Below are 24,848 nucleotides of genomic sequence, written 5' to 3'. Positions count from 1 at the left end.
CTGTACTATGTTGTCAAATACGAATTCAGAGTACGAATTATTACTACAACGGGCGATCGCGATCGCAGCCAAAGCTCATGAGGGGCAGGTTGATAAAGCAGGCAATCCCTATCTCGATCATCCGCTCTTTGTGATGGAAAATGTAAACTCTATAGAGGAGAAAATCGTAGCGGTTCTACACGATGCGGTCGAAGATTCTGAACTTACACTTGAGCAACTTAGAAGCGAAGGTTTTCCTGAAGTTCTGGTGTCGGCGATCGCGGCGATTACCAAAATAGAAGGAGAAGCTTATGCAGCTTATTTAGAACGTGTTATTGCCAACCCGATCGCACTCCGAGTCAAAATCGCTGATGTTACTCATAACCTCGATATTCGCCGCATCGCCAATCCGACAGAAGCCGATTTTCAACGCATTGCAAAATACAAAAAAGTCCTCACTCAATTATGTGCAGCCTTAAAGTAATTATTAACCGCAAATATCCGCGTTAATCTGCGTGCATCTGCGGTTAAAAAAAATCCCGAAATCCTAAGCCATCACCATCCCCCCATCCACATTAAAAACCTGCCCGGTTATATAAGCAGCCGCCGCATCTGCCGCCAAAAACTTCACCATCCCCGCAACTTCCTCAACTTCCCCGTATCTCCCCAGCGGAATATACTTCAAAATTTCATCAGACTTGACATCCTTAGTCATATCTGTAGTGATAAAACCCGGTGCAACTGCATTCACAGTAATCCCGCGAGTCGCCAACTCTTTCGCCACAGTTTTAGTAAACCCAATTACCCCAGCCTTCGCCGCACTGTAATTAGCTTGTCCGGGATTGCCCATTTGCCCAGCAACCGAAGCAATATTAATAATTCGGCCGCTTCGCTGCTTCAGCATGATTTTACTCGCAGCTTTCGCACACAAAAACACGCCAGTTAAATTCAAATCAATTACCGCTTGCCAATCTTCCAACTTCATCCGCAGCAGCAAAGTATCGCGAGTAATGCCGGCATTGTTCACCAAAATGTCAATTCGTCCCCATTTTTCCATGACATTACTGGTGAGTGAATCTACTTGGTCAGTTTTCGAGACATCTGCTGCAAGTGCGACAGCTTCTCCTCCAGCAGCGACTATTTCTGCTACCACCTCATCAGCAGCAGCACTCGAACTCGCATAGTTGACGGCGACTTTAGCGCCTTCTGCCGCTAGGGCTAAAGCAACGGCGCGGCCGATTCCCCGCGACGCACCGGTCACGACAGCAACTTGACCCCGCAATCTCTGAAAAGTCTCTGGTAATAGTTCCATAATTGTATCCTCGCAATCTACCAGAGAATTTTGCACTAAAATCGAGCCAGAACCCAAAAAATTATTTTGTCTTATGGCAGTTCAAAAACAGTTCAGCAGTTTTGAAGAGTTACTATCGGGCTCTGACTTGCCGGTGTTGGTAGATTTTTACGCTACTTGGTGCGGGCCTTGTCAGATGATGGCACCGATTTTGGAGCAAGTCAGCGGTCAGATGAAAGACAAGCTGATGGTTGTCAAAATTGACACAGATAAGTACGAACAGTTGGCGTCGCAGCATCACATTTATGCTTTGCCGACTTTGGTGCTGTTCAAAAATGGCGCTGAGGTCGATCGAATTGAGGGAGTGATGCAAGCGGCGCAGTTGATCGATCGAGTGCAACCTTACTTGTAGCACCAGCCAATTATCACACGTAGGGTGCGTCAGTTAATATCTGATTAATTATGAATAAGATAATCCTAGTTGACGCACCCTACGTATGAAGACTCCCAGCCACGCTATTATCAATCTGGCAATTCTTGGCAAACCGCAACTGCCGCAAGCTAATCTAATTATTGCGATCGGCGGAATTTTGCCGGATATTCCAATATTTTTATTTTACTTTTGGGCGAAATACATTGCTCGCTTGCCCGCAGCTACAATTTGGTCAAAAGCATATTATGAGCCTTTTGTACAAAATATTGTGGCTCTGTTTCATTCAATTCCCCTTGGGGTTATTGGTTTGCTAATTGCTTATTTCTTTGGCTGGCAAAGCGTGCAAATTCTGTTTATTAGCATGATACTGCACTCTCTGGGAGATTTGCCTGTCCACAATGACGACGCTCACCGACACTTTTTTCCGTTCAGCAATTACCGTTTTATCAGTCCGTTTTCTTATTGGGATCGGAAGCACTACGGGTCAATTGTTTCTGCGGTTGAAATGTTGTTAGTGCTGCTGTCAACTTACCGCGTTTTTGGTTTTGTTAATTCTTATGCTGGAAAAACGTTGTTAATTTTGGTGAATGGTTTTTACTGGGCTGGCGCGGTTTATTTTCAGGTGCGATATTTATTTAAATTCACTTTCCAAAGATGAAACATGAATTCAAAATTACCAATTAGCAATTAGGAATTAGCAATTACCATATTGTTAACTGCGCCGAATATTAAAACAACACCAATCTTGGCGCTTCCACAGAGTAGCAACAATCCAGCCGTGCTGTTCGAGAGTGTCGGCAATTGGCTTAGCTTGTTCGAGCAAAATGCCGCTGAGAACTGCCCAAGTAGTGGGTTTGCTAATTGCAGTGAACTGCGGGATTAAATCAATGATTACTTCTGCTAAAATGTTACAGATCAAACCGTCGATCGGCTCATCGACCATTTCTTTCAAGCGATCGATACTTCCGAGCTCTGCAACCAACTGCTGAGAATTAACGCGGTTGAGTAGTCTGTTGCTAATGGTCGATCGCACTGCCAAAGGATCGGTATCCAAAGCATAAACTTTTGTAGCGCCCAACAACACTGCGCCGATCGACAAAATACCCGATCCGCAGCCGATATCAGCAACAATGCACTCTTTGTCATCAAAACCGAGCCGCATTTCTAGCGACTCCAGACAAAGTTGAGTAGTAGCGTGAGCACCCGTACCGAAAGCCACACCGGGATCTAAACGCAAAATGATGCGATCGGTATCAGTCGGTAGGGGCAGCCAGGCCGGATTAATTAAAAAGCGATCGCCCACTTCTTGAGGCTGCCAGTGCTCCTTCCAAGTGCTGCCCCAGTCTTCGTCTTCAATCAAATCCCACTGCATCGCAGGTAGGGGCAAACCTGCACACAGAGCATCTTGGCGCAGCCACAGAGACAGAGCGGCCAAATCCAGCAATCCTGCCTGTTCTTCGGGCAAATAAGCCGACATCAGGCAGGAATTGCTTTTGATCTCCGTAGCAGTTCCCCGACAGTTAAACCGTTCCAGACGCCAAAAGATGATATCTTCCAGCGCCGGATCGCAAAGAATTCTAATTTCCCACCAGCTATGTGCCATAACGATTTTAGATTTTAGATTTTAGATTTTAGATTTGCCCAGGGGAACTGGAGACTGGGAAGTGGGGAGTGAGGAAGGAGGATTGGCTAATAGAAAAATTCCCGCTTTCTTGCCAATGACCAATTACCAATTACCCATTACCAATTATCAGCCCTGGCATCCAAAATCTAAACTCCAAAATCCGTCAAAGATTTACCGTGTAAGCATCCCGAATTCCCGGAACTTTTAGGATCTCGGCCAGTATCCCTTCTGGTAGAGGGTCATCGAGGCTCAAAACCATCACCGCATCGCCTCGCACGATTTTACGCCCTACCTGCATACTGGCAATATTGACATTAAAACTGCCCAATTGGGAACCAATTTTGCCAATAATCCCCGGCATATCGCGGTGCAGGGTAAACAGCATATGGTGGGTGGGGGAAACGTTGACCGGGAAATCGTCAACACTGGTAATCCGAATTTCGCTTTCGCCGAGCACTGCACCTGTCACGGTGTGTTCGCCGAGGGTTCCCTTGGCCGAGAGGTGCAGAGAGCCTGTGTAGTCGCGAATTGAGGCGTCTCTGGTTTCGACGACGCGAATTCCGCGTTCTTTTGCTTCGATGCTGGCGTTGACGTAGTTAACGCGTTCTCGCAGGGCTTGGGAGAGCAGGCCTTTGAGGGCGGCGACGACTACGGGCTGGCTTTGGTTGCTGGCCAATTCGCCTTGCAGTTGGACGTTGAGGTAATCGACTCGGCCTCCGGCTAGCTGGCTGACGAGGTTGCCGAGGGTTTCGGCGAGTTGCAAGTAGGGTTTGAGTTTTTCGATCGAGTCTGGGAAAATGCCGGGTATGTTCACAGCCGATCGCGCGGGCAGCCCCAACAGTACATCGCGGATTTGTTCGGCAACGTCGATAGCCACATTCACCTGAGCTTCCGCTGTGGAAGCTCCCAAGTGGGGCGTCAGCACGATGTTCTGGCCGACATTCCGCAGTGGGGAATCGGCTTCCAGGGGTTCGTGTTCGTAAACGTCCAAAGCTGCGCCGGCGATCTTGCCTTCTTTGATGGCTTCTGCGAGGGCTGCTTCGTCGATGATGCCGCCTCTGGCGCAGTTTATGATGCGGGCCGTAGGCTTCATTTTCGAGAGCACTTCAGCGTTAATTAAGTGCAGGGTTTCCGGTGTTTTGGGGATGTGCAGGGTGATGTAGTCGGATTCGCGCATCAGCAGTTCGAGTTCTACCAAGCGGCAGCCCAACTGGTCGGCTCTTTCGGTGGAAATGAAGGGGTCGTAAGCCAGCAGTTTCATGCCCATGGCTTTGGCTGCGGCTGCGAGGTGAGAGCCGATTTTGCCCAAACCGACGATGCCGAGGGTTTTTTTGTAAACTTCTACGCCGATAAAGCGGTTGCGTTCCCATTTACCCGCTTTGACGGATGCGTTGGCTTCCGGGATGTGGCGGGACATCGAGAGCATCATGGCGATCGCGTGTTCGGCTGCGGCGATCGTGTTGCCTTCGGGGGAATTGACGACTACAATTCCTTTGCGGGTAGCGGCGGGTACATCGACATTATCTACGCCGACGCCGGCTCTGCCGATAATTTTAAGTGAATTCCCTGCTTCAATGATTTCTTTGGTAACTTGGGTGCCAGAACGGATCATCAAAGCGTCGTAATCTGGAATAATTTTTACCAGTTGTTCGGCTGAGAGTCCTGTGTTTACGTCAACTTGCGCGACTTGGGAGAGGATGTCAATTCCGGCTTGGTCGATCGGATCGGATACTAGAACTTTAGGCATAGCAAGCAATTGAGTGCAATAGTAAAAATAGACCGAGCGTTGGCGAGCTCAAAGTGAGACTTATGACTTAGAGCGGTATCTAACAGCTCAGCTCAAGCTTGCCTTTGTGCAGTTTGAATTGTATCTGTATTCGGTCAAGGTCGGCCGTTTTTTGCGTGAAATATTTTAGCTTTGCGGGCGATCGGACTCTCTGACCGTCTGAAAATCCCGCAAGTGCTTAGCTAGTATGTCTTTTCGGGCTATAATAGACTTTGGCTATTCAAGCCTAACTATCAGGAATTGTTTTCTAATGAATTATCTTATCGCCGTACTGCCCGATCGAATTCAAGCCGAAGCTGCCTACTGTGCTCTGGAAAAAGAAGGCTTGCCTATGAAGCAAGTGAGCATTTTGGGCCGCGGCTACAAAACTGCTGATGAATTTGGCTTGATCGACCCCAACCAGCAAGCTAAGAAACAAGCTAAACTCATGGCTATTTGGCTGATTCCCTTTGGCTTTATTGCTGGCGTTACTTTCAGTCTGATGACTGAGTTGAAGACTTTCGCCTGGGCGGGCGAAATTGGCGATCACGCGATCGGTGGCTTACTCGGTGCGATCGCCGCTGCAATGGGCAGTGTGTTTGTTGGAGGCGCGGGCGGTATGGCTTTTGGTAGCGGCGATGCTTTGCCCTACCGCAACCGTTTGAACGCAGGTAAATTTTTGATTGCGGTTAAGGGTACTGATGATTTGACTGGGAAAGCTGCGAAGATTTTGCAGCAGTTTGAACCGGAAAATATCCAAGGTTATACAGAGACTTAGTTATTTGTTTGTTAACAGTTGACTGTTGACTGTTGACTGTTGACTGTTGACTGTTGACTCGTGTAATATTTGAAGGCAGTTATGGAATTACAAACTATCCCCCTACATTCTCCACTAGAATTAACGCTCGAATTAACTGACGAGCAGTTTTTTCAGTTGTGTATAGACAACCGGGATTTAAGATTTGAGCGGACTGCTAGTGGAGGATTAATTATTATGCCACCTACGGGTAGCGAGACTGGTAATTTCAACATTGACTTATCGTATCAACTTCAATCTTGGAGCAGACAAAATAAGCATTTGGGAATTGCTTTTGATTCTTCAACTGGATTTAAACTGCCCGACGGTACAGATATTTCTCCCGATGCTGCTTGGATTCGGCGCGATAGGTGGGATGCTTTAACTGCTGAAGAAAAAAAGAAATTTGCGCCGATTTGTCCCGATTTTGTGGTGGAATTGCGATCGACCACTGACTCCCTAGAAAAATTGCGGGCTAAAATGAAAGTGTATGTAAAAAATGGATCAAGGTTGGGATGGTTGCTCGATCGCAAAAATAGAAAAGTAGAAATCTCCCGTCAAGGTTCAGATGTGGAAATTTTAGACTCGCCTGTAACTCTGTCCGGTGAAGATGTACTACCCGGTTTTGTGTTGGATTTAACAGATATTTTCTAAATTTGTAAGAAGACTCGGCGGTTGAAACCGCATCTACACAAGCAAAACCTGCCCACGCCGGTTAAAGAAAACTCGGCGGTTGAAACCGCGTCTACACAAGCAAAACCCGCCGACGCGGGTTAAAGATAGCGCGGGAAAATTACGTTATTCTATTTAGTCGGCATCCAGCAGACATCGTTTGTATAGCAGCGGTTTCAAGCGCCTTCTTATCTTTTCCCGCTAATTGATGATATGATAGGCTGCCAAAGGTTGCGTTTGGTATGACCTATGAAAATCCTCCACGGGACTTGGATTCCTCAAACAGAAGAAAGTTTTGTTCAAGGTGGAACTTTTTGTCTTTGGGTTGAAACCACTGAAAAGAAAAAACGGCCTGCTCAGGTTCATCCCCGACAATTGGAGACGGCACAGTTAAGAGAATTTCTAACGAAAGAAGCCGGGATTCAACTGTCAGCAGTCAGCAATACAAGTGCGATGGGGCGAGAATACGCGATCGTCCCTCGGTATTTTTTACTGCCCACTGCCGACAACCAGCCGTTACCATCTTTAGAACTAGCGCGATATTTAGAGACAGAGTTACCCGAAACATTTGAGTTGGAGTATTGGCAAGTTGATTGTGTGTGCATCGCCACCCACACTTTGACTAAAGTATTGAACGATCTGCATTTTTTTGCCCTCTACGATTTAGCAGAAGTTCAGTTTGGTTCAGACTTGCTATTTTGGTATCACTACACCCAAAATTTTAAGCAAATTGTTCTGAAAGATCATTATATTCCGGCGTTGCGCTATCGAGAAACTGCTCCGATCGCGATCGCACCCATCGAAAGAACCGAACCCGCTGAGAAAGCCACGCGCGGGCGTAAGAAAGCGGGCGAGACAAAAACCAAAACAACTGCAAAAACTCCAAAAACACCTGCCAAAATTGAACCCAGCTTTGAGATTTATCCGGGATGGGAAATTGTTTCAACACAGTACGAAAATGATTTACAACGCTATGTTGAATGGATGCCTTTAGTTTGTGTGTCCGGTTTTCGGAAGATCCAGCTACAAGATACACCAAAATTCTACGATCGCGAACGGTTGCTGCGGCATTTTTCCGAGTGTGCGATCGCGGAAATTGTCACTCAAACCCCCATCCCAGCATCGTTTGAAAATAAGATTGCGGATTCTTTACTGCAAATCTGCCTCAACCAAACACGAAAAATCGCGCGAGTAAGCCTTGAACAATATCGGCAATGGCAAACCTGGCGCGATCGCATTACGCGCAATCAATCTGCTGACTCATTCTCCCTCTGTTTTCAACTACAATCCCCCGAAAACCCCGAACAGCCTTGGGTTTTAGAGTTTCAGGCGGCTGCGAAAAAAGACCCATCTCTGCGGATGCCGTTGCAGGATTATTGGCGATCGCGATCGACTCAACAAAAACAGTTGCAAACACAATTCGGAGACAACTTTGAGCAACATTTGCTGACAAATCTCGGCTACGCTGCCCGCATTTATCCCCAACTTTGGCAAGGGCTAGAAACCGACAAACCCGTTAACATTACCCTCAGCTTAGATGATGCTTTCACCTTTCTCAGCGAGTCCGCTTGGGTATTAGAAGATGCCGGATACAAAGTGATTGTCCCCGCTTGGTGGACGCCGAAGGGACGACAACGGGCGAAGATTCGCCTGCAGGTCAAAGGGAAGGGTAGCAACAGCGCTGCAATCAAGGGCAAAGGATTGTTTTCGGCGGATTCCTTGGTGGAATATCAATATGAATTGGCGATCGGGGGGGAACGGGTTAGCGAACAAGAATGGCAGGCATTAGTAAATAGCAAAACACCGCTGGTGCAGTTCCGAGGACAATGGATGGAACTGGACAAAGACAAGATGCAGGAGATGTTGGAGTTTTGGAAAAAACATCGCCAAGAAAACCCCGATTTAAGCTTGATTGACTTTATGAAGTTGACGGCAGAAGGAGAAGCGAGCGAACAGTTGGAGGTTGAGCGCGATCGGGCTTTATCGGATATGTTGGAGAAGCTGAACGATAAGAGTCGGTTAGAGTTAATTGCAGATCCAGCAAAGTTTCAGGGCAAGTTACGAGATTACCAAAAGCGCGGCGTTTCTTGGTTGAGTTATTTGGAAAGTTTGGGATTAAATGGCTGTCTTGCAGATGATATGGGTTTGGGTAAATCGGCGCAGGTAATTGCTAGATTATTGCAAGAGCGGGAAGTTTTATCTACTACAAAAGAGACAGAAAAAAAGACAGAAAAAGCGATCGCACCTTCGGTTCTACCCACGCTGCTAATTGCGCCCACATCCGTAGTTGGCAACTGGCAAAAGGAAATGGAAAAGTTTGCTCCAGAATTGCGATCGCTCATACACCACGGCCCTGGGCGCTTGCAAGATGCCAAGGAATTTAAAGCCGCCGTCCAAGGTTGCGATATGTTGATTACTTCCTTTACCTTGGTGCGAAAAGATGAGAAGCTGTTGAGCAGCGTAGCGTGGCATCGCGTGGTAATTGATGAAGCCCAGAATATTAAAAATCCGAAAGCGGCGCAAACCAAGGCGATTTTAAAGTTACCCGCTACCCATCGACTGGCATTGACTGGAACACCCGTAGAAAATCGATTGCTGGATTTATGGTCAATTTTTAATTTCCTCAATCCGGGCTATCTGGGCAAAGAGGCACAGTTTCGGAAGTTGTTTGAGATCCCGATTCAAAAAAATGGGAGTCGCACGCAATCGGCAGCGCTCAAAAAATTAGTGGAACCCTTTATTCTCCGGCGCCTGAAAACCGATAAGTCGATTATTCAGGATCTCCCCGACAAAGTTGAGCAAAAACTCTACTGCAATCTCACCCGCGAGCAAGCTTCGCTTTATGAAGCGATTGTGAAAGAGGTAGAACAAGAAATTGACGCGGCGGAAGGGATGAAGCGCAAGGGGATGATTTTGGCGACACTGCTGAAGCTGAAGCAAATTTGTAACCATCCGCGCCAGTTTTTGCAAGATGAAAGTGAGTTTACACCAGAGCGATCGCACAAACTGGAACGGCTGATCGAGATGATTGAGGAAGTCAAAGCAGAAGGCGAAAGTTTATTGGTATTTACGCAGTTTACAGAACTGGGAAGCGCGTTGGAAAAATATATTAAACAAACGCTACATTACAACACTTACTACATCCACGGGGGAACCAGTCGCGAAAAACGGGAACGGATGATTTCAGAGTTTCAAGATCCAGAGTCTGAACCTTCTGTATTTATTCTGTCACTGAAGGCGGGCGGCGTGGGAATTACGCTGACAAAAGCCAATCACGTGTTCCATTTCGATCGCTGGTGGAATCCGGCAGTGGAAGATCAGGCGACGGATCGGGCGTTTCGGATCGGACAGCAAAAAAATGTGTTTGTGCATAAGTTTGTAGCGATCGGCACTTTGGAAGAAAAGATTGACCAAATGATTGAAGACAAAAAGAAATTGGCAGGGTCAATTATTGGTGCGGATGAGTCGTGGTTGACTGAGTTGGATAATGAGGCATTTAAGAAATTAATTAGGCTCAATAAAAATGCGGTTATAGATTAGGATAAACCCAAAAATATGTCACAATTTACTCGGACTTGGTGGGGCAATAAATTTATCGATGCGTTAGAAAGATTTACTGATTCTGGGCGACTCGGACGGGGACGTTCCTATGCACGGAATGACAAGGTAAAAAGCTTTAAGATTAATGATGGCTTAGTGATGGCAGAAGTAAGGGGGTCGGTAAATCCTTATTTTGGGGTTTATAAGGAGCCTCTGTACAAAACTAAAATTGAGTTTCAGGCGATTAGTCAGGCACAGTGGAAAGTGGCGATCGCCCAAATGGCATCAAAAGCCAGCTTCATCTCTCGGCTGCTGCTCAACGAAATGCCCGACAACATTGAAAATGCTTTCTCACCCCTCGGATTGCACCTTTTACCCAGCAGCCGCGAGGACTTTAAGACTACTTGCTCTTGCCCAGACTATAGCAATCCCTGCAAACATATTGCCGGAGTTTATTATTTGGTGGCGGCAGAATTGGACAAAGATCCATTTTTACTGTTTGAATTACGGGGGCTTTCTAAGGAAGTGCTGCACCGCGAATTAGCAAAAACGCCTTTGGGCTTGGCGCTGGCGGCGGAGTTGACGGCTGATGCAGCGGCCCCTGTGGCGGTGGATTCCTATTACACGCAGGCGATCGCCAGTGAGGCGCAAACGGTCAGCCTGAAAGAGTTTTGGCATGGTGCGAAGCGATTACCGCAGACGATTGAGGTGGCAGCGCCAAGTGGGGTAAGTGCGATCGTGGTGAAGAAACAGGGAGATTTTCCACTGTTTTGGCACAAGGATGGTTCGTTTATTGAGGCGATGGAAGAGTTGTATTTGCGGGTTAAGAAGAATAAGTAGTTGGGTGGACAATTTTGCTGCCATACTCGATCGAACTCTTGCAAAAACTTTAACTCGAAGACTTGATAGATTTGGTACAATAATCGTGCTCATCATATCAGCTTTACCAGCAACTAAAATCATAAGAGCGTTATTTGATGATTTTAGACTATAATTAAATTAGTGCGACTGTTAAAAAAGTTGACTTTTTAGTTACAGCAAACTTTGGCAATTTCAAATTAAAATCTAAAATTGACTGATGTTACCAAGAGAAGAACTGTTAAAAGGCATTGAAAACCGCGAATGTGTGGCGCGGGCGATCGACCAAGCGGAACAAGCAATTAAAACTTGGGAAGTTACTCTGACTGATTTTCTGTCGCCTCCGGAATTGGCGGACACTCTGACGGTATTTAAGCGCTTAACAGACGTGGAATTAGTGGCTTGGGGCGGCTACCCGCAAGCTGAAAGACAAAGAATTGCGATCGCGCGATCGGATATCCCGATCGACTCTGCTAGCGTTAACGTTGCTGCGGTAGAAATCGCTGGCAATTTCTTGTTCGATACAGCTTCTCACCGCGACTTTTTGGGGGCGATGTTGGGTACGGGAATTGTCCGCGAGAAAACTGGCGATGTGATTGTTTTGGGAGAACGCGGCGCGCAAGCCATTGTCATGCCGGAGATGGTAGAGTATTTGGAGATGAGTTTGCAGCAAGTGCGATCGGTTCCTGTGCAAACGCGGCGCATTGAGTTGAGCGAACTCAAAATTAGAGAACCCAAAAAGAAAGAAATGACAACCGTTGAAGCATCCATGAGATTGGATGCTGTCGCCTCGGCTGGGTTCGCAATGTCTCGCAGCAAAATGGCCGATTTAATTGATAGTGGCGACGTGCGAGTTAACTGGAAAGACGTTACTCAAGCTAGTTATAATGTCAAGTCGGGAGATTTAATTGCTGTTACGGGCAAGGGAAGATTGGAAATTGGGGAAGTTGCTGTTACTAAAAAGGAACGCTATCGAGTCCAGTTAACTCGATATTTGTAATTCTCGGAATTAGTAATGGGGAAGTGAGAATTAGGAATTAGAAATTATCTTCCTTGTTCCTTTTTGCCGATAGTGGTTAAATGGGTTAAATCTCGTACACAATCTGTTGCCGAACTTCCCGATAAACCACATCGTTAAATCCGTTAAATCCCGTAGACTGCTTCCTTGCCGAACTTCCTTGGTAATACCGTTTCTGGTTGCACCGGAATTATATAGAGGATACCGCAAGCACCTCAGTCCCTACCCGGATTAATTTTAGGGACAGAGGTGCTTGCGGTGTCAAAAGCTGTGGATAATATTAATTCCGATGCAACCAGATTTGATATAATTAGCCTTTATCTCGAAACACCTTTTCTACCGACTTCACCAAAAGTTCTCGCGGCATCAATCGAGGCGTATTGGCGATGATTTGATTGGGAATTCCCCCTGTGACAACATTAGACTCATTTTTGTCTAAAGCTTTGAGAGCATCTCGCACTACTTCCGCTGCGGGAACGAGTTTTTGCCCGCTACTGGATGCCATTGATTTAGGAAATTCAGCTACTGCGAAAAAGTCCGATTCGGTCGGCCCTGGACAAAGGCACAAAACGCGAATTCCTAAATCTTTGTTTTCCGCCCAAAGTGCCTCGCTGAAACTTAAAACAAAAGCTTTAGTCGCTGCATACATCGACAAGTACGGCATCGGTTGAAAAGCTGCTATGGAGGCAACATTGATGATACTTCCTGCTTTTCGCTGCCGCATTCCCTGCAAAAATAAGTGCGATAGTTCCACTAATGCTACAATATTTAGTTGCACCATTGTTAGTTGTTTTGCAAGCCGGCGATCGGCAAAAGCACCGTAATCGCCAAAACCCGCATTATTTACCAACAAATCAACCGTCCAACCTTTTTTAACAACCGCGTCAAATACAGCAGTTCCAGCGGCCGGTGCGGTCAAATCTTGAACGATAATTTCGACTAAAATATTGAATTCCTGTTGCAGTGTAGCAGCTAGCTGTTGCAATTTGTCTTCGGATCGAGCTACCAAGATTAGATTGTGCTGGCGTTTCGCTAATTCGGCGGCAAAGGCTGCACCAATTCCGCCAGAAGCACCGGTGATTAAAGCAGTCGGCATGAAATTAATTCGGATATTTGATGTGGGCTTTATATATTTTAACAATTATTTACACGGGAACCTGTAAAATAATTAAAAGGGAATAGGTGAGTTTTATGGCGCGTCTTACCGATCGAGCTTTTGAAATTTTGCGGGCCGAAGTTGACAAGTGCGCGGCGGCGGATAGTCTAGCCGGTGATGTCTACCGACGGATGGTAATCAAGCGGTTAGAGAAATTACGCTTGCAAAACGGCACTTTCGCCTCAAAAGAAGAAATCCGCGATACCTTGAAAGACGAATTTCCCAACTTCAGCGAACAAGCTCTCAAAGCTGCCGTCAAAGCCAACCGCCCGCCCGGATTGTTCGGTAAAATCATCTTTGCTGGCAGTTTGCTGGGAAGTGCTGCGGGGATAATTTGGCTGCTAAATCTGCCATTTCCGATGATTCGCTGGCCAGTGGCGAAAACAATGCCGATATTGTTGCTGCCGAGTTTTATGAGTATGGATCACAATTACCGGCAGGCGATCGCCCTTGTGGAACAATCCGATCAACTGGTGAATAAAGCCACTGCTGTCGCAGATTTTGACTTGGGCGAAATTAAAGCAAAAGAGGCGCAAAAACACCTCGACGCCTTACCAGTCTGGTTCCTCGGCTATTACCCAAAGAGGTACTGCTCTTTTTTCCGCTGCAGTTGGCAGTTTACACTCGATGAATTTGAAGCCGCCCGCAAAAATGTGGGGCGGATGGAGGCTCAGATTTTCCAGCAAAAAAATGCTTTTACTCAGTTAAATCAAGTCGAACAAACTCTCAAGGCGGCGAAACAGGAGTATCAGCAAGCCAAAACCGCTGCGGATAGACAAAAAGCGACGGTAAATTGGCAAAGTGCGATCGATCAACTCAATCAAATTCCCGCCGAAACCCTCGCAGGAGAAACGGCTAAAAAAACACTCAAAGCAGCAGAAAGAGACTTTCAAGCAATGGGCGGCGTCGCCACCGGTTCTTTGCAGGCTGACAACTTAATTGAAGCTGCTAAAGAATTTGCTCTCTCCGCCGCCCTCGCCTCCCAAAAACCTCCCCATCCCGCCGCACAGTGGGAGCAAATAGCAGAATTGTGGCAAGAAGGAATTAACCGACTAAAATTGATTTCTGTCGATAACCCTGGTTATCTCGACGCTCAAACTAAACTTGCTGAATATCAAAAAAATTTAGGAATTACCCAGATTAGACTGGAAGCAGAAAAAGATTCTGCAAAAGCCTTGCAAGAAGCTAAAAGCTTGTTGGCCAACTTGCAAAAAGATGTGAATTCTCAAAATCCCGGTTACTCCCTCAGCCAGTTGCAACAAATTATCAATCAATTAGAATCTGTCAAACCCGGAACCACTGTTTATCCCGAATCCCAAAAATGGCTGCAATCTGCTCGCAAGAAACAGCAAGAATGGCAAAAAAATTAGTCAGTTTTCAGTTGTCAGTCAACGGTCAACGGTCAACCGTCAACTAACAAATTACCAAGTCGGGTCAACATACAGATTAATTGTCACTTGCTTTTTCCCGTAAGGGATGCCGGAAATACAAGCACAAATCGTATCTCCGCCATCAATTTCTACTTCGCAAGCGTGACAAGAACCCATGAGACAGCCAGTAGGAATAGAAACCCCTGCACGTTTGGCTACATCTAATAAAAGCTCTCCCGGTTCAGCTTCAACTGTCACGTTATCAGGTAAAAAACAAACTTTTGTCATTGAATTTGAACCTCAAATCTAACAAACAATAATCAACAGTCAACAGTCCACAGTCCACAGTCAACTAATTAACCTAAAATATGCCTTATATCTAAGTGCTTTTCCACGGTATCTGCTAGAGAGTCTAACAGAGCTTCTCGGTGTTCTCGGTAATTAGGAATACCTGTAGGCAATGCGCGGAGTCCCCGCTGCTGCCGCAAGTGATTTAACCAAGCTCGCCGCCAAGCTCCGTTGTCAAAGATGCCGTGCAAGTATGTACCCCAAATTGATTGAGAAGTATTGACAATGCCTAAACTAGCATCGTCAAATAGCGGTTGAGTCAAATCTGACTCTAGGATTTGCGTTTTTCCTTGATGAATTTCGTAACCGAAAACTGGCAAACCCGGTTGAGGATAGTTAGATGTTACGATTCGTTGGCGCGCAATTTTGTTCGGTGCCATCGCAGTTTTCAAAGGCAGCAATCCCAATCCTGGGAATTCTCCCTTTTCTCCCTCAATGCCTTCTTTATCGGTGATACTTTGTCCCAGCATCTGAAAGCCACCGCAAACTCCCATGACTGTACCGCCAGCTATTAAATAATTTTGAATAGCTTTTGCCATACCTGTTTGGCGCAGCACCTGCAAATCGGCAATTGTAGTTTTAGAGCCTGGTAAAATCACGGCGTCTGGATGGCCTAACTGGTCTTTTGGGCTGACATATTTGACTGTGACGCTAGTTTCCGACTCTAGGGGGTCAAAGTCGGTAAAATTGGAAATTCGGGGCAGGCGGATGACCGAAATATTGATGTCGGTTTGAGAATTGGGGGAACGCCGATCGAGCAAATCGAGAGAATCTTCTGAGGGAAACACTTCGTCTATCCAAGGAATGACCCCAACTACCGGGATTCCCGTCCTTTCTTCTAGCCAAGTCAGGCCCGGATCTAAGATCGATTTTTGTCCTCGGAACTTATTAATAATAAATCCTTTAATTAAAGCTCGTTCGTCGGGATCGAGCAATTCCAAAGTACCGATGATGTGAGCAAAAGCACCGCCCCGATCGATATCAACTACTAGCAAAGTTCGAGCTTTTAAATATTTAGCTACCCGCATATTTGTTAAATCGCGGTGTTTGAGATTAATCTCAGCAGGGCTACCGGCTCCCTCACACACAATCATGTCAAATTCTTGGCAGAGAAATTCTAAAGATTCCCGAATAGCTTGCCAGCCGAGATCGAAATACTGCTCGTAATATTGAGATGCTCGTACATTAGCGATCGCCCGGCCCTTGACAATCAATTGAGAAGTCATGTCTCCTTGTGGCTTGAGCAAAATCGGATTCATTTCTACCCAAGGTGCGACGCCCGCAGCCCAAGCTTGCACTGCTTGAGCGTAACCAATTTCTCCACCGGCGGCTGTGACATAGGAATTCAGCGCCATATTCTGACCTTTAAACGGAGTTACCCGCCAGCCTCGCCGAGCAAAGATTCGACACAAAGCTGCCACGAGTAAAGATTTCCCTGCGTGAGATGTTGTTCCCACGACCATAATTGCTTTCATAATATTAAGAGAGAAGGAAGTTCGGCAACGAAGCAGTGTAAGGGATTTAATATTTATTCCGGTTACACCGTCCGTGATTGTTGATTGTTGAGTGTTAACTGTTGACGGGCGAGTCTAAAAACTAAATGGTTGAGTGTTAAATGTTGACTCGATTTTATTATTCCGATGCAACCGGAACCGATATAACGGATTTAACGCATTTAACCGATGGATTTTGAAGACTGAAGTCAAGCGTGAAGGAAGGGGGCAGAAGAAAGAAGTAAGAAGTAAAAAGTAAAAAGTAAGAAGGCAGAAGGCAGAATAAAAAAAAATTCTGGTTTCTACCTTTTACTTTCTGCCTCAAGATGACGGCTTATCTTCGCCGGACACCTTCTCCGACTTGGATTCAGCGGCAGGTTTAGCAGTTTCGACTAGATTCGGATCGGGGGGATTCGGGGGACTCAATTCAGTTTGTTCTGCCTCAGAAGAGAGTTCTTCACCTGTTGATTCGATCGAGATCGTTGATACTGAAACCCTTTCCACCTGCACGCTCAACCCAGGTTCTCCCGGTACTTCTATCTCTACAGGCGCTGCAATTTCCACCACAGTCATTTCTATCGATGCTGCAGGGGCTTCTGCTTCCGGTACGCCTGCTGCTGCTTCCGGTTCACCAACCGCAGCCAGCGGTGTCTGGGTTTCCTGAGATACAGCAGGGGCTTCTGCTTCTAGTACGCCTGCTGCTGCTTCCGCTTCACCAACCGCAGCCAGCGGTGTCTCGATTTCAGCGGACGATCGATCTTCGATCGGAGTTTCCCCTATTTTGTCAAAACTCGCGGTGTCTGCCCCCATCAACTCGGCCATTGCTTCAACATCAGTGGGAAACGGCACTCCCAGGCTTGTTTCAACAGCAGTGTTGCTACTTTCGGCTGCCACTTCTGCAGCCGCCTGGGCTAATTCAGATTCGAGAATTTGGTCGATACCCGGTGCAGGAGTTGCCGTTATTTTAGATTCAGGTGCGATCGATTCTGGAGTAGCTGAAGGTTTTGGCGTCTGGGGAGTTGCATCAGACTTGTTTTTACCCGCACCGAGTCCTAACATACCGCCGAGACTATTTTTGAAATTGCCGAACAGACTTCCGAAACCGCCGGATTTTTTAGCTGGTTTAGGAGGAGTAGGAGGAGTTGGGGCCGCCGCCGCTGCCGCTGCCGCCTGCGACTCTTTAACGGCTGTCCTCCATTCTGTTTCCTCGTCAAAATCATCTGCTTCTGGCTGCTGTGGAGGTTCTGGCTGAGCCTCTGCTGGCTCCACACTTGGTGCAACGGCTATTTCTGAAATTTCTAGAGGTAGAGGTGGAGGAGTGAAACTGCTGGCTGCTGATTCTGTTAGGGGTTGTGAAGTCTCAGCAGCAAGAGTTTCGACTGAAAACACTGGTATTTCGGCAATTGCAGGTGGTTTCGAGTCGGGGATTTTCAATTCAGGGGCGATCGCACTTTCAGCCGTCGCAGCGATCGAACTTTCAGCAATACTTTCAGCTATGGGGGGACTCGCCGGCTGTTCCTCTAGCTTTACCTCGCCCTTATCCAGAGTGGGTGCTGGAACCACATCAGTTTTCGGTTTGGGCGATCGAACAAACTTAGGTTTTTTCGCTACGGGTTCTTTTTTCTTGGCAAACAAGCCAGCAAACGGCACGCCTGCAGCAGCCAAATTTGCCGACTGAGGAATCGGCGTTTGCTCAGCAACGGGCGTCACCTGCCGGCGCAAAGTCAAAGTTTCCCAGGCAAACCAGCCCAACATCGCCACGCCCGCCATTTGACCAAGCAGGAGAGCACCAGTAATTCGTCCCGCACAAGCCCATAAAATTAACGCATAAAAAAGCCCTACCCCGCTCCAGGTAAAATCACTTTTGCGGTGCACTTCTGGAAAAAAGAAGGCCGCCATGTAAATACTGAAGCTGCCTAGACCGACCGCCAACGCCAGAATGTATGCAAGCATATTGTCGGTACCTCCGCTGTGTCAAATAACTTCTACGCGCTAATTCTACCTTTGAGAGAGACTCAACGGCTTCTTTCTCTAGGACAATTCTTGATTTGTAGGGAAGTTTGCCAACGAACCAGTGTAAGGAATTTAACACTTTCAAGGGATGTTGACGCCAGAAGTGCGAGGAAAGATTTCCCACTCTCCCCCAGCTCCCTACTGCCCATCACCCCCCATCCCCACACCCCCCATCCCCATCACCCCCTCCTCAGTGGTGATAGATGTCACTTAAACTATGCCAGTGCGATCGCACCAAGCCACTGAGGATGTTTATATGTTGTAGGTGTAAGAGGAATTATGCCCTAGGGCATATGTATTGGAGGCAATGCCATGTTAGAAAAACTATTATTAGCGGCCGGCTTAACCTTATCGCTTCACATATTTCCCGGACTAAGCACTTCCGCGCCGTTACCGAAAAATTTGGTATTGGGATCGAGCGATCGCCCGGCTCAAACCCAGAAACTTCCCATCGTTGCAGTACCTGCTGCACTCAAGCCGAACGTCCAATCGTAATGATAGGTGCAAGATACCTGCAAGTGCGATCGGACTTAGGCAGAGCCTTTCTAATATTTTTTTCGACCTGTTCTCTTTTTTATGTGACTGTTCACAACTCATCAGTTTGTAGTCAGGGCTTTAGTCCTCATTAATATCACCTAATAAAGACTAAAGCCCTGACTACAAACCCTAGGCAAATAATTAGTAGCAGATAGAACATTAATTCCCATAACATACTAAACAAATCTCAACATTAGGTTGTGTCATAGACACATTTAAACCTTAAAAAACTTGGGAAACCTTGAGTAAAGACTCAAAATAGATATATGATGTCAGATTGAGCTTAAAGCTAATAAGCACATTGACTATTAAATCAAGGAAAGTGAAAATGGGACTTAGCGATATTCTCTTGAATGAAAACCACAGAGAAACTTTTGTTGATGACTGTGTAAAGTTGATAGACCAACAAGTTGCTGCAGCGTCAGGATTGGGTGGTATGGCTCTTAAAGCTGCCTACTCTACTGTCAAGGGGATACGGGCTGACTATTGCGCCCAAGTCGTCGATCAACTTCTGCCAGAAATCTCGATCGCACTCGATCCGATGTGGACTGAAGCCGTAAACAATGGCAACCCAGTCGAATATTTTGCTCAAAGAAAAGGTGAAGTAGCAGACGAATTGCTCCAGATAAGTGACAAAAGGGTCGAGAAAAGCACAAGAGGGATGGTTAAAGGCGCCTATGCCAAACTCCGCCCCTCAGCTAAGACTTACGTAGAAAAGGGAGTACCGGATTTAGCCCAAATTATTAATAAACATAGTGCGGCCTGATAAGTGAGCAACGGCTAAAAAACAGGATACCCAGATACCCGGCTTCTTCCAGAAATCGGGTATCTACAATCAGACTTATTCGTAAGTTTGTAGCTAAGAGGGAGAGTCCTAATTTTATGCTTATCCATTGCCAATTACCCACTGATTTGCAGCCAATATTTTCAACATCGCCTGTCCGGTAATTCCCAACCCCAAAAACATTACAAACATCGCACTAATCGCCGGCAGAAATTTGACTGCTGTTATCTGTTTTGGCAGTTTATTAAAACTACGTTTGGCATAAACTAAAATCAATCCGATCGCACTCAGCACCAAAGCCAATCCCAAACTAAAGGCTACCACCAGCGTCATTCCCAAACCAACATTGCCCAAAGCCGACGCGCTCAACAGCATCACCAAAGCGGAAGGACAAGGCAACAAACCGCCGGAAATTCCCAATGCTAATAAGCTTTTCCAAGTAATAGCAGAACCCTCAGCACCGGGAGGCAAATGCGAATGAATCCGGCCGTCTCCGTGATGGTGGTAGTGGTGAGATATATCGGGTTTTACAGGCTTAAATTCTCGCTCCCAACTTCCTCTACTCAAAAGATTTACTGGTTCTTCACATTCGGCAGTAAAGACTTTAGTCCTTAGCAACCAGTTTTTATTATTAAAAATTTTACTTTTGATTTTTTTGACAATTTCAGTCCTCACTACCAACCTTGTTTTGATTTTTGATAATAGTAAGTTAAGCCCGATGAAGGCTACTAATAAACCTGAGATTAAACTCAGCCAAGGATCTAATTTTTCTGGATCAATTAAGTTAGAAGCAAACAAAGTAATTCCGCCCACCGCAAACACGCCGGCCGTGTGAGTAATTGTAGTCGTCGCTGCTAGAAATAAAGCGTGTATCGGAGTAGCCCGCGAACCCACTAAATAAGCGCCGACTATAGTTTTTCCGTGTCCGGGCGACATCGCGTGCACGCATCCCCAAGCAAATGCTCCCGCTACTGCGAGCAGCAAACTCCAACCCGAATCCCAGATAGATTCCTTTCCTGCTAACAAAAACTCCCGGTTTTGTGGCGTAAATACAAAGCTTTTTACAGCACCGGCTTGTACAATCGTAGCTTGGCAGCTAGCTGTCGGAACTTCGGGCAAAAACAGATTGTAATTAATACGCAATTTCTCTGGTTTGGAGATGGAAACTGAGTCAGGTAAACGGGGGGTTTTATCTTGAGAAGGTGCGGGCCAGATGTAGTTTAAGATTAAGGTGCTGTGGGTATTCGGCTGCTGGATTAAGCTGGCGGTTTTAGCTGCTATTTCTAGCGGTTTTACTGCTACGGTGCCTTGAATGTTGCTACTGTTGGTGAGGCGGATTTGTTGGCTGAAAAACTTTTCTAGCTGTGTTTTGTGGCTGCGAACTTCAGCAGGTTGTAGCTGGCTGTCTCGATTGTCGTCGGCGAAGTTTGTTAAGCCGGTTGGGAATGTTAATGTTATTTCGGTTTGCAAATCGTTGACTACTATTTCTGCTACGGATAAGTCTGACCAGTGCGAGTAAACTGGTCTGGTTGAGGTTGTTAGTGAGAATGAAAGTGTTAGAAAAAATAGGATGAATAATTTTGATATTCGGTTAAGTTTGTACGGCATAAAGACCTGTTTAGTTAGTATTTTTTGGATGAATTATTTGTTTTTGTTGTGCATTTTCCGGCGCGCTTACCCGCAAGCCCGCCGGGGATTGAAATCCCCGTCTCATAGCGAAAGTCGGTTGAAACCGACTAAAAGATTTTCTACTTTTTATTGAAATCTTTTAGTTCTATGCAAGAGGACTTAAGCTTTTAGCCAGGGGTTTCAACCCCTGGCGGATTGACGGAATAGCGAACTTGGCAGGATGGCTGCTATTAGTTAATCTCAAAATTCATAACTTCCCAAGCCCAATGCTTGGCGGGATCGCTCGTCAAAACTCGGGTCAATTTCCTTGGACTTTTGAAAATAAGCGCGAGATTCGGTATCCTTTCCTAAAGTCCGGGCGATCGCACCAGCCCGGTAAAACATCCCCGCATCCCGAATCCCCGATCGTATTATTTCGGCCATCACTCGATCGGCCTTTTGCCATTCCCCAGCACTCGAAAGCGCCCAAGCCAAAGTATCCAGCGTCACCGCATCCCGCCGAATTTTCACCTCCTCCTGCATTAACGCCAACGCTTCCGCAACATCCTGCGCTCGACCTTTTTCCAGCAGCAAAGTTGCCAAATCCCTGCGGTGGCCAAAACCGGTAGATCCAGAAACCTGTTCCTGTCGCAGCCCAGCTTCTGCTTTGTCCCGAAGTCGCCGGGATTCGATCGCATCTCCCTCGAACTCTTTAACTCTCGCCATACCGCGATCGACAATGCGATCGAACACAGTCGCAACCCCACCAGAATACGCAGAAACCTTGCTGTAATAGCCTTCCGCCTCGCGATAATTGCCCTGCCGCGTCTCCAAATCCGCCAAATAAATCAGCGCCAGCGGGTATCGCGGCGCCAACCGCAGCGCCTCCAAAAACAGCGCTTTCGCCTGCACAAACTGCCCGCGACGCGCGTAAAATCGACCCAAGAGCGATCGGGCCCGCGCCGAACCAGCAACCTCTCCCGGTTCCTCCGCCGCCATTGCTTGGCGGTAATCCTGCAAAACCTCAGCATCTCGGCCCTCAGACTCTCTCACTAAAGCTCTTAAAGTGAGAGAACCCAAGTTAGGAATCCGGTTAACTAAGGCTTCTGCGGCTGCATTTGCCTCGCTCACTTTACCCGTGGCTAAGTGAGATGTAACTGAAAGGGCGATCGCATCTTCATTGTCAGAACCCACCTGTTTAGCAAAGCGCAAAGCAGTAGCAAAATCATGTCTGGCCTCGGCAATTCGAGCTAAAACTAACAGCGCACCTTTGTTGTCAAAAGGCAAATCGGCGATCGACCTTTGAGCCGCTTGTTCTGCCAATAAAAACCAACCTCCCTCCCCAGTAGCGCGAGCCATTTTCAAATAAGATCCCGCCAGCGCCGCCCGGTTCAAACCGCTGCGGGAATCAACAGCCAATCGCTGCTGGTAAAAAGCAATCTCTTGCTCAATTGCTTCCTTTTGATTGGGATTATTTCTCAAACTTTCCGAGAAATGATAGCGGTAATTAGTATCTAGATTTTTTGGGTTGTTGTTAGAAACATTATCGGAAATAAAACGCAAATTAGGAGATAAATTTACTACTACTATCCCAACTAAAGGAACCACTATCAGCAGCCACCACCCGAAAACATCCGATTTTATTCCTTGTCCTATTTTTGTTTTCATACATCCGCGTTAATCAGCGTTCATCTGCGGTTAAAAAAAGCATCTCCGATCAGTCATTAGCCACTAAGCAATGACTAATGACTAAGGATTAATGACTAATTAGGCAAAGCCAAATAAGGAAAATTCGGTTCTAAAGGTTTGTGTCCCTGAGCCGGATTTCCCGGAGTTCCGTTATATGAAACGTTATCGCCAACCGGAGAACCCACCAAAGCTCCCAGAGTGATATCAATAACGTCGTCCATCAGCATACGACCTCCGATCAAACTTCCTTGAGCATTTGTAGCGCTAGCGTAGCCGCTGGTTTTTGTGGTATCGATCCGCATGATATCGGGTAAGAAAGCTCCAGCGATCGCATTTGGATCGACGTTATCCTTGCCGTCCAAAAGATCCACAGCATTCAGGGTAGCAACAGCTTCCTGCCGCACCGGAGCAGCAGCAGCGCTCAAATCCGATCTCGGAGGAATATTATTGAATGCTTCCAGATAAGCGGGAGTAACTATCAAACCCTCATTAATTGCAGGTCTCGCCAAACGCTCGAATTGTTTGAAACCGCCAGCTCCATCGCGAATCGAAACTGTTGACCAAACATCAAAAGTATTCGCCCCAGTTCCTGCTTGCAAAAACGCTTTCGGAACGCGCACGGCAATTGTATTGACGTTGTAACCTTTAGTAAAGTCGATAGCTTGGTTGGGTTGCTTGAAACCTACTTTCGGTCCCGTTCCTAAAGCCCCAGCGCGGACTCGGAAAAATTGTTCCACATCAAAGAAAAACGGGTCTTCCCGCAAACCGGCAAATACAGTCAAGTTAGAACCGCCCACAGGTACTGTATTCAAAACAGCATTAGAATTCAGCGGAGTTGTGGCAATTAACCCGCCGTTAACTGTAGTCTTAGTAGTTGTCTCCGAGCCACCGCGAACAACCGTTACAGCTACCGCTTGCATACCTTGATTGTTAGGCGGACTGAAGGCAAACCTCAAGATAATATCAGAGCGTCCAGTAGGTGTAGAATTCACGTCACCTACCTGGGTGATGTGAAATTGGTAGAGGGCTGTAGTGCTGAAATAATATTGATAACGGGCAACAGACCTGGGATTTGAATTCATGGTAAATACTAAATCCCCGTCCGCAGCACCGGAGTTTTGGTCTTTTTCGCGATATACGTACAGGTCAGTTAAATTTACAGCGCGACCTTTGATATCTACTTCGCCGTCGTCGTGGTCGGAAGCGACAATTATCCCTGGAGTTAATAGAGCAATTAGAGCTACTTCAATAGCTAGTATGGTTCGGCGAATTTTTTTTGTGAGCTTCACAATTAGCACCTTTATTTCAATGAATTTTTTGCACAAATCAATGGCAAATACCCCGCAGTCGCGGGTTTTACTTTTGTAGCAACAGGTTGAAATCTGTCAACCTGTGGCGTTTTTGCGCTGTTGCTGAGCCTTCTCCTATTGGTGGTATACGAAGGTTTGGCAATTTTGGATCTGTGCTGCCAGACTAATTTATGTAAAAAAGTGTGTTATTGAGGATTTACTCGTTCCCGGACTCTGCTTGGGAATGCCCGATCCGAGACAGAGCCTCATTCGATCTAGTGGAACCAGAGCATCGCTTATATGGGTTCCCAGGCTCTGCTTGGCAGCGAGCATTCCCAAGCTTAGGAACGATTAAATGGCCGTGGTTTGACTGTTCAGGCTGAGCGCATTTCTTCTTTCTGCATCAAGCGGATTGTTAAGTCTCAAAAAAATTACTAATCAGGTGGTAAAATTCAAGATAACTTGGGATTTTAAAAATTCAAAGCACGACAAAATTATCCTGAAAAGGCATACTCCAGGTTGTACCTCAGACTTCAAACTTACAATTATGTTCTGTAGTGATATACGCCGAAATTTTAATTTTGG

The 24,848-nt window shown here is 46.5% G+C and carries 21 protein-coding genes; 11 read left to right on the top strand and 10 right to left on the bottom strand.

From position 1 onward, the window contains the following. Positions 1–7 precede the first annotated feature (7 nt). Positions 8–463, top strand: coding sequence for a GTP pyrophosphokinase (locus tag QUA53_RS16495; protein ID WP_333098524.1), 456 nt, complete (start codon positions 8–10; stop codon positions 461–463). Between the two features lie 63 nt (positions 464–526). Here the strand turns inward: QUA53_RS16495 and fabG are convergent, their stop codons facing one another. Further along, positions 527–1,291 carry a 3-oxoacyl-[acyl-carrier-protein] reductase gene (fabG, locus tag QUA53_RS16490; protein ID WP_333098522.1) on the bottom strand — a complete coding sequence of 255 codons (765 nt, stop codon included), beginning with the start codon at positions 1,289–1,291 and terminating at the stop codon, positions 527–529. 73 nt (positions 1,292–1,364) lie between these two features. Here fabG and trxA point away from each other — a divergent pair, with 73 nt between their 5' ends. Together trxA and QUA53_RS16480 are read left to right on the top strand one after the other, a co-directional pair. Next, the gene (gene trxA / locus QUA53_RS16485; protein ID WP_015178505.1) at positions 1,365–1,682 is read left to right on the top strand and encodes a thioredoxin; all 318 of its coding nucleotides are present in this window, start codon (positions 1,365–1,367) and stop codon (positions 1,680–1,682) included. Positions 1,683–1,767: 85 nt separating this feature from the next. Beyond that, positions 1,768–2,361, top strand: coding sequence for a hypothetical protein (locus QUA53_RS16480; protein ID WP_333098520.1), 594 nt, complete (start codon positions 1,768–1,770; stop codon positions 2,359–2,361). Positions 2,362–2,415: 54 nt separating this feature from the next. Here the strand turns inward: QUA53_RS16480 and prmA are convergent, their stop codons facing one another. After that, positions 2,416–3,306 (bottom strand): 50S ribosomal protein L11 methyltransferase, encoded by an 891-nt coding sequence (prmA, locus tag QUA53_RS16475; protein WP_333098518.1) that lies wholly within the window; start codon positions 3,304–3,306, stop codon positions 2,416–2,418. Positions 3,307–3,490: 184 nt separating this feature from the next. Further along, positions 3,491–5,074: a phosphoglycerate dehydrogenase gene (gene serA / locus QUA53_RS16470; RefSeq protein ID WP_333098516.1), complete on the bottom strand. Its 1,584-nt coding sequence runs from the start codon at positions 5,072–5,074 to the stop codon at positions 3,491–3,493. A 289-nt stretch (positions 5,075–5,363) separates the two neighbouring features. Here serA and QUA53_RS16465 point away from each other — a divergent pair, with 289 nt between their 5' ends. The 5 genes from QUA53_RS16465 (at position 5,364) to QUA53_RS16445 (ending at position 11,958) form a co-directional block, all read left to right on the top strand. Next, complete coding sequence (locus QUA53_RS16465; RefSeq protein ID WP_333098514.1) at positions 5,364–5,870, top strand: hypothetical protein; 507 nt, start codon at positions 5,364–5,366, stop codon at positions 5,868–5,870. Positions 5,871–5,951: 81 nt separating this feature from the next. Next, positions 5,952–6,542 (top strand): Uma2 family endonuclease, encoded by a 591-nt coding sequence (locus QUA53_RS16460; protein ID WP_333098513.1) that lies wholly within the window; start codon positions 5,952–5,954, stop codon positions 6,540–6,542. A 267-nt stretch (positions 6,543–6,809) separates the two neighbouring features. Continuing rightward, on the top strand, positions 6,810–10,100 hold the full coding sequence (locus QUA53_RS16455) for a DEAD/DEAH box helicase (protein WP_333098512.1): 3,291 nt from the start codon (positions 6,810–6,812) through the stop codon (positions 10,098–10,100). A 15-nt stretch (positions 10,101–10,115) separates the two neighbouring features. After that, the gene (locus QUA53_RS16450; RefSeq protein ID WP_333098511.1) at positions 10,116–10,940 is read left to right on the top strand and encodes an SWIM zinc finger family protein; all 825 of its coding nucleotides are present in this window, start codon (positions 10,116–10,118) and stop codon (positions 10,938–10,940) included. Between the two features lie 238 nt (positions 10,941–11,178). Beyond that, positions 11,179–11,958 carry a photosystem II S4 domain protein gene (locus QUA53_RS16445; RefSeq protein ID WP_333073083.1) on the top strand — a complete coding sequence of 260 codons (780 nt, stop codon included), beginning with the start codon at positions 11,179–11,181 and terminating at the stop codon, positions 11,956–11,958. 328 nt (positions 11,959–12,286) lie between these two features. Here QUA53_RS16445 and QUA53_RS16440 read toward each other — a convergent pair whose 3' ends face one another. Next, complete coding sequence (locus QUA53_RS16440) at positions 12,287–13,072, bottom strand: SDR family oxidoreductase (protein WP_333098510.1); 786 nt, start codon at positions 13,070–13,072, stop codon at positions 12,287–12,289. A gap of 95 nt (positions 13,073–13,167) precedes the next feature. Here QUA53_RS16440 and QUA53_RS16435 point away from each other — a divergent pair, with 95 nt between their 5' ends. After that, a complete protein-coding gene (locus QUA53_RS16435) occupies positions 13,168–14,502 on the top strand; it encodes a hypothetical protein (RefSeq protein ID WP_333098508.1) in 1,335 nt (444 codons plus the stop codon). A 51-nt stretch (positions 14,503–14,553) separates the two neighbouring features. On the opposite strand, the gene QUA53_RS16430 is transcribed toward QUA53_RS16435, so the two are convergent. From QUA53_RS16430 to QUA53_RS16420, 3 genes are all read right to left on the bottom strand, one after another. Further along, positions 14,554–14,790, bottom strand: coding sequence for a 2Fe-2S iron-sulfur cluster binding domain-containing protein (locus QUA53_RS16430; RefSeq protein WP_333098507.1), 237 nt, complete (start codon positions 14,788–14,790; stop codon positions 14,554–14,556). A 68-nt stretch (positions 14,791–14,858) separates the two neighbouring features. Beyond that, positions 14,859–16,325 carry a cobyric acid synthase CobQ gene (gene cobQ, locus QUA53_RS16425; protein WP_333098506.1) on the bottom strand — a complete coding sequence of 489 codons (1,467 nt, stop codon included), beginning with the start codon at positions 16,323–16,325 and terminating at the stop codon, positions 14,859–14,861. Positions 16,326–16,664: 339 nt separating this feature from the next. Further along, positions 16,665–18,296: a Ycf66 family protein gene (locus QUA53_RS16420; RefSeq protein ID WP_333098505.1), complete on the bottom strand. Its 1,632-nt coding sequence runs from the start codon at positions 18,294–18,296 to the stop codon at positions 16,665–16,667. Positions 18,297–18,668: 372 nt separating this feature from the next. Here QUA53_RS16420 and QUA53_RS16415 point away from each other — a divergent pair, with 372 nt between their 5' ends. Together QUA53_RS16415 and QUA53_RS16410 are read left to right on the top strand one after the other, a co-directional pair. Next, positions 18,669–18,851, top strand: a complete 183-nt coding sequence (locus QUA53_RS16415) for a hypothetical protein (protein ID WP_333098504.1) — start codon at positions 18,669–18,671, stop codon at positions 18,849–18,851. Positions 18,852–19,221: 370 nt separating this feature from the next. Next, positions 19,222–19,659 (top strand): DUF6918 family protein, encoded by a 438-nt coding sequence (locus QUA53_RS16410; RefSeq protein ID WP_333040283.1) that lies wholly within the window; start codon positions 19,222–19,224, stop codon positions 19,657–19,659. Positions 19,660–19,779: 120 nt separating this feature from the next. Here the strand turns inward: QUA53_RS16410 and QUA53_RS16405 are convergent, their stop codons facing one another. The 3 genes from QUA53_RS16405 to QUA53_RS16395 form a co-directional block, all read right to left on the bottom strand. Beyond that, positions 19,780–21,285, bottom strand: a complete 1,506-nt coding sequence (locus QUA53_RS16405; RefSeq protein WP_333098502.1) for a HoxN/HupN/NixA family nickel/cobalt transporter — start codon at positions 21,283–21,285, stop codon at positions 19,780–19,782. Positions 21,286–21,546: 261 nt separating this feature from the next. Then, a complete protein-coding gene (locus tag QUA53_RS16400; protein WP_333098501.1) occupies positions 21,547–22,953 on the bottom strand; it encodes a hypothetical protein in 1,407 nt (468 codons plus the stop codon). A gap of 95 nt (positions 22,954–23,048) precedes the next feature. Then, positions 23,049–24,263, bottom strand: coding sequence for a DUF4331 domain-containing protein (locus tag QUA53_RS16395; protein ID WP_333098500.1), 1,215 nt, complete (start codon positions 24,261–24,263; stop codon positions 23,049–23,051). Positions 24,264–24,848 lie beyond the last annotated feature (585 nt).

It is taken from the genome of Microcoleus sp. Pol12B3 (assembly GCF_036701355.1).
Taxonomy (GTDB): domain Bacteria; phylum Cyanobacteriota; class Cyanobacteriia; order Cyanobacteriales; family Microcoleaceae; genus Microcoleus.
This window is presented reverse-complemented; position numbering and strand designations above follow the sequence as displayed.